We start from the raw sequence: 6000 nt of genomic DNA, 5'->3' as shown, positions 1-6000 counted from the left end.
TCCCTTGCCAAAATCTCCAGCCACTTTTTTAGGACATCATTCTCCAGTCGCAGCCTTTTGACTTCCCGTTCCAGGTCCTTGTACTCTTTCCGCCTCCCTCTGTGCTCCATTAGCCCAAAATTGCCCTGTTCCCGGTATTTCCGCATCCAGATCTTTAATCGCCCCACATCTTGAATCCCCAGCTCTTCAGCAATCTTTGCCTTGGGAATGCCCTGAAGCCTCATTTCCACTGCCTTCTTTTTCAGTTCAAAGCTATATGTCTTGAATTTCTGTCCTTTTCTTGCCACGAAAATCACCCCTTAAAGTAATTTTCACAGGGGTGTTTTCCTGTGTCTACTTTAAGGGGTGCACTTCAAAGGGCCCGGGCGCTTTTTTTCGCCCCGACGCGTAAAGCGGGCAGCCCGGGACCCAGAACCGGCTGCGAGATTTCCGGCAATTGTCGAAGACGATGGAAGGCGATGTTTCACCGAACACACGTCCCTCAAGCGAAGCCGAGAGGGAAAAACGCCTCCGCCCGACGATTTGTAACAGCCTGAACCCGGACCCATGGCCCGGTTGAAACTGTCGACAAACTCCGCGCCAAAGGCTCTTCAAAAATCGAGGGAGGGGGGCCGCTTGTGAAACGAAGCGGTACACCCCCTTCGGCATCGGATGGAGATGGACTCTCACAACTTCCAAAAAGGTCGGCACCCCGTCCCCATCAGCAGGGGAACCGCTCCCGCCCATACGTTGCCCCGGGCCCTTCGGCCCGGCTTTTATTTTCCGACAGGCTCCGCCATCTTCGGCACGTCCTTGATTGCCGACCAAAATTGATACCCTTAGCTTCTCCGGCCTCCCTCAACCGGTCCATTTTCTTTGTGATGCTGACCCCTATTGACAAGGATACCGGCTGACTATAAAATACGGCTATAAACAGTTCGAACATGAACAGTTCGATTTGGAAAACAAGGGTGGTCAAGATGAATCCGGAAGAACAAACAGACGGACAGCCAAGGGAGATATGGCGCGCGTTTTGGCGAGTGAATACTTACCTGAGAAAAATAGCCCACAAAACGGCGACGGACAATCGGCTGTCTTTGCCCCAATTTTTTCTTTTGGTGATGATCGGGCCGCTTGAATCGACGACACAAAAACAACTCGGACAAATGACGAGGTTTCCGAAGAGCACATTGAGCCAAGCCGTGGAAGGGCTTGTGCAGGCGGGAATCTTGGATCGGCGGCCGGTCGAAGAGAATCGGAGGGAAATGCAACTGACCCTCACGGACAAGGGGAAGGCCATGTACGAGAACATTCGGCGGCGTAAAGATTATGCCAATAATGTTTTTGAAGCGGCCGTGAGGACGCTCAGCGAAAAGGAACAAAAAGAATTGCTCGACTATCTGGGCAGAATTGAGAGCTATTTGGAAAAAGCCCTTAGGGAGCAAGGGGAATGATCAATGATAAGAATATTGAAAAACCTCAAGCCGTATAAGTGGCTTGTCCTTTCGGTCTTCGCCTGCGTCTTTATCGAGTCGATGGCCAATCTGTATTTGCCCACGCTGATGTCGGATATTGTCGACAAAGGGGTCGTTGTCGGAAACAAACCCTATATATGGAAAATGGGCGGGCTCATGCTTTTCATTTCCGCCATTGGTGCGCTTGCGTCCATTGCCGCAAGCTACTTCTCATCAGGCGCGGCGATGGGCTTCGGACGCGACCTTCGCCGGAAAGTGTTTGTTCACGTGTTGGACTTTTCACTGCAGGAGTTTGACCAGGTGGGAACCGCCTCGCTCATTACGAGAACCACCAATGATATTACCCAACTCCAACAAGTCGTGATCATGCTTTTCCGGATGGTCGCAAGCGCCCCGATCATGTTTATCGGCGGGTTGATCATGGCGCTTTCGAAGGACGCCAAATTATCGCTCATTCTTGTGGCGACGATGCCGATTTTGGCGGGATCCGTCCTGCTCATCATGTCGAAAGCCATTCCGCTCTTCCGGACGGTGCAAAAGCGCTTGGACCGATTGAATTTGGTACTGCGGGAAAACTTGACCGGCGTTCGCGTCATCCGTGCCTTCAACAGGGAAAAGCATGAACAGGCTCGGCTGCAAAACGCCAACAAAGATTTGACGGACGTTTCGATCAAGGTCAATAAAGTGATGGCTTTCATGATGCCGATCATGATGCTCGTCATGAACTTGACGGTGGTTGCCGTCGTCTGGATCGGCGGCATCCGGATCGACCACGGCGCCATGCAGATCGGTGATTTGATGGCTTATGTCCAATACATCATGCAAATCATGTTCGCGCTGATCATGGCCTCGATGATGTTCATCATGATTCCGCGCGCTTCGGTTTCTGCCCATCGGATCAATGAAGTGCTGGATATGAAGCCGGTCGTCTTCAGCGAGGGAAATGAAACGGCCGATCGCAAGCGGGGTACCCTGGAATTTGAACACGTGACGTTCCGCTATCCCGGCGCCGAAGAACCCGCATTGTCGGACATCAGTTTTAAAGCTCACCCGGGTGAAGTAACCGCGATCATCGGAGGCACGGGTTCCGGAAAAACAACCCTGGTCAACTTGATCCTGCGCTTTTTTGATGCAACGAGCGGAACCATTCGCATCAATGGCGTCGATATCCGGAAATGCACACTGGAAGATGTTCGTTCAAGAATCGGTTACGTCCCGCAAAAATCGCTGCTCTTTTCGGGCACGATCAGCGACAATCTCCGTTTTGGAAAAGAAGACGCGACACAGGCCGAAATCGAACATGCCGCCCGCATCGCCCAGGCCGATGACTTCATCAAGCAAATGAAAGACGGTTATGAGTCCATCATCTCGCAGGGCGGAACCAACTTGTCAGGCGGTCAAAAACAACGGCTGTCGATCGCCCGGGCATTGGTCAGAAAACCGGACATTTATATTTTTGATGACTGTTTTTCGGCTCTCGATTACAAAACGGACAGGGATCTGCGCGCGGCATTGAAAGAGGAGACGAAACAGGCGACGGTCATCGTCGTGGCCCAACGCGTCAGCACCGTGATGGACGCGGATCGGATCATCGTTTTGGACCAAGGAAAAATCGCCGGAATCGGCACCCACCGAGAATTGCTTGCGACGAATGCGGTTTATCAGGAAATCGTCGCATCGCAATTTCGAGAGGATGAGATCGCATGAGCGGGCAAAAAAGGATGCAAAGACCAGGCGGACGCGGTTTCGGGCACGGCGCCGCCTTGATGATGGCCGGCCAAAAGGCCAAGAATTTCAAAGGTACGTTGCGGCGGCTTCTGGGTTATTTAAAACCGTTTCGCCTGCAACTTTCCGCCGTCATCGTTGCTGCGATGTTGAGCACCGTTTTCATGATCGTCGGACCGAAATTGACCGGAGATGCGATCACGAAAATATTTGAAGGCAGCTACGCCAAGCTGAAGGGCATACCCGGCGCCGCCATCGATTTTGACGGCATTGCCCAAATTTTGATCCTGATCGCCGGATTATACGTGTTCAGCAGTTTGTTCAATTATATTCAACAGTACCTCATGGCGACGGTCGCGCAAAAAACGGTGTACCATCTGCGGCAAGAGGTCAACGAAAAGCTCAAAAAACTGCCCCTCAAATACTACGACGGCCATCCCCACGGGGAGACGTTGAGCCGCGTGACCAATGATATTGACTTGATCGGCACGACCCTCCAACAAAGCGTGGCGCAGTTCATTACGTCGTTTGTGACCATTGTCGGGATCATCATCATGATGTTGGCAATCAGCCCGCTTTTGACGGTGATTTCCATTGCCAGCTTGTCGATATCGATTTTTTTCATGCGTCCCCTTTTGAAAAAATCGCAAAAACGCTTTGCAGAACAACAGCGCACGCTCGGCGAGCTCAACGGCCATATCGAAGAAACCTATACGGGGCATCAGATTGTGAAAGCCTTTGGCCGTGAGAAAAAGGCGATCGAACGGTTCGATGAAATCAATGAAAAATTGTACGACGCCGGACGCGCCGCCCAATTTATTTCGGGCATCGTCATGCCGCTGATGTTTTTCGTGGGAAACCTCGGGTATGTCATGATTTGCGTCTTCGGCGGCATTTTAGTGACCCAGCGCGCGATATCCATCGGCGATATCCATGCGTTCCTTTCATATTCCCGGCAGTTCTCGCAACCGGTCACCCAGACGGCGAATATCGCAAACATCATCCAATCGACGATCGCGGCGGCGGAACGCGTTTTTGAACTGCTTGATGAAGAAGAAGAAGCGGCCGACGCCGCCGCGACCGCGCTGACACGCCCGAAAGGCGCCGTGACGTTTGAACATGTCTCCTTTAGCTACGGAGACAAACCGCTTATCGAAGATTTGAACATCGATGTGAAACCCGGGCAAACCGTGGCGATCGTCGGACCGACGGGCGCGGGTAAGACAACCTTGATCAATCTGTTGATGCGGTTTTACGATGTCCGAAGCGGGAGCATCAAAATCGACGGCATCGACATCCGCGAATTGTCCAGGGAAAATCTTCGCGCCACCTTCGGCATGGTGCTCCAGGATACGTGGCTTTTTAACGGCACGATCAAAGAGAATATCGCGTACGGAAAAGACGGGGCGACGGATGCAGAGATTTTTGCGGCGGCGAAAGCGGCCTGTGCGGACCATTTCATCCGGACGCTTCCGGACGGTTACGACACCGTCATCAATGAGGAGGCATCCAATATTTCTCAAGGGCAAAAGCAACTATTGACCATCGCCCGGGCCATCCTCGCCGACCCGCCGATCATGATTCTGGATGAAGCGACATCCAACGTTGATACACGGACGGAACTTTTGATCCAGCAAGCGATGAACCGTTTGATGGAAGGGCGGACCAGTTTTGTGATCGCCCACCGTCTGTCGACGATCCGGAACGCCGATCTCATTTTGGTCATGGATCAAGGGAAGGTTGTCGAACAAGGAACCCATCACGAGCTTCTGAAAGCGAACGGGTTTTATGCTGACCTTTATAACAGCCAGTTTCCGGACAAAACGGCCGTCTGAAGGAACAGAACGAGGATGCCGACTCGGAAATCGCCCGCCGCTGCCGAAGAGAATCCTGTGGGGGGTTGACCATCGTCTGCAAAAAAAGGGTCTGACTTTTCATCCGTTCAAGCTATTCCTGCCGATTGGAAGAAAGCGGCTCTCTGCACAGAGAGCCGCTTTGGCGATGGAGGAAGAATGGCGGATGTCGCGGGATCATCGACATGGATTTTTTCCGGAAGGGTTCTTCCGGGCCCTTCACCACGCCCCAAGTTCCATATGCCTCTCCATTGGGAATGATCCTTTTATACCGAAGTCCATCGTGGATTCCCAAGAAAGGTTCTCCCCAAGGATCGATCCGCCTTCTCAGAGAGCCGGGTTCAATCAGATAATGACGACATCAAATCCAACATCTGCGGGAATGAGGTGGAGCACTTGATCCAACCCATCTACCTCCAGGTTCTCCGGAAAATTCACAACGGCTTGGCGGGTTCCTCCGCGGTCTGGGTGGTCACCGGCAGTCTGGGCATGGCCCTGCAGGGAATGCCGGTTACGGTAAACGATATCGACATTCAGACCGACCGCTCCGGCGCCTACGAGATCGAAAGGCGCTTCGCCCCCTTCGTCACGCGGAAGGTGACCTTTTCCGAGGCGGAAACCATCCGCTCCCACTTCGGGAGTTTAACCATCGACGGCATCCGGGTGGAGATCATGGGCGACATCCAAAAGCGGCTGGAGGACGGGAGTTGGGAAGAGCCCGTCGATCCCGCCCCCTTTCGCCGGTATGTGGAAACGGACGGAATGCGCATCCCGGTCCTCTCCCTGGAGTATGAATACCGGGCTTATCTGCGTCTGGGCCGCAGGGAGAAGGCGGAGAAGATCCGGAGGTGGCTGGAGGGACAAAATTCCTGACTTATGCAGAAAAACACCGATTTTTCCGGCAGAGTCCATGAAAAAGAACGATAAAAAGACCGGGAGGATGCCCCGGCGCTTTCGAAGATATTCTT

General features: G+C 53.0%; 5 protein-coding genes. 4 read left to right on the top strand and 1 reads right to left on the bottom strand.

The genetic code is table 11. The annotated features are described in order from the left end of the window. Window positions 1–287 (bottom strand): transposase (locus BM063_RS09985; RefSeq protein WP_092038518.1); only part of this gene is annotated, 287 nt, incomplete at its 3' end. 672 nt (window positions 288–959) lie between these two features. Between BM063_RS09985 and BM063_RS09980 the strand changes: the two genes are divergently transcribed. The 4 genes from BM063_RS09980 to BM063_RS09965 all read left to right on the top strand — a co-directional run bounded on the left by BM063_RS09980 (window position 960) and on the right by BM063_RS09965 (window position 5905). Beyond that, window positions 960–1433 carry a MarR family winged helix-turn-helix transcriptional regulator gene (locus BM063_RS09980; RefSeq protein WP_177199089.1) on the top strand — a complete coding sequence of 158 codons (474 nt, stop codon included), beginning with the start codon at window positions 960–962 and terminating at the stop codon, window positions 1431–1433. Window positions 1434–1436: 3 nt separating this feature from the next. Further along, complete coding sequence (locus BM063_RS09975; RefSeq protein ID WP_092038498.1) at window positions 1437–3161, top strand: ABC transporter ATP-binding protein; 1725 nt, start codon at window positions 1437–1439, stop codon at window positions 3159–3161. Beyond that, window positions 3158–5014, top strand: a complete 1857-nt coding sequence (locus tag BM063_RS09970) for an ABC transporter ATP-binding protein (RefSeq protein ID WP_092038496.1) — start codon at window positions 3158–3160, stop codon at window positions 5012–5014. Before BM063_RS09975 ends, BM063_RS09970 begins: the two co-directional genes overlap by 4 nt. 414 nt (window positions 5015–5428) lie before the next feature. Then, a complete protein-coding gene (locus tag BM063_RS09965) occupies window positions 5429–5905 on the top strand; it encodes a nucleotidyltransferase domain-containing protein (RefSeq protein ID WP_092038491.1) in 477 nt (158 codons plus the stop codon). Window positions 5906–6000 lie beyond the last annotated feature (95 nt).

This window comes from Planifilum fulgidum (assembly GCF_900113175.1).
Lineage (GTDB): Bacteria > Bacillota > Bacilli > Thermoactinomycetales > DSM-44946 > Planifilum > Planifilum fulgidum.
This window is presented reverse-complemented; position numbering and strand designations above follow the sequence as displayed.

What these genes read in the sequence shown, in the direction of transcription:
- BM063_RS09975 (WP_092038498.1), top strand. Translation starts at nt 1,437, where the DNA reads ATGATAAGAATATTGAAAAACCTCAAGCCGTATAAGTGGCTTGTCCTT.
- BM063_RS09980 (WP_177199089.1), top strand. Translation starts at nt 960, where the DNA reads ATGAATCCGGAAGAACAAACAGACGGACAGCCAAGGGAGATATGGCGC.
- BM063_RS09970 (WP_092038496.1), top strand. Translation starts at nt 3,158, where the DNA reads ATGAGCGGGCAAAAAAGGATGCAAAGACCAGGCGGACGCGGTTTCGGG.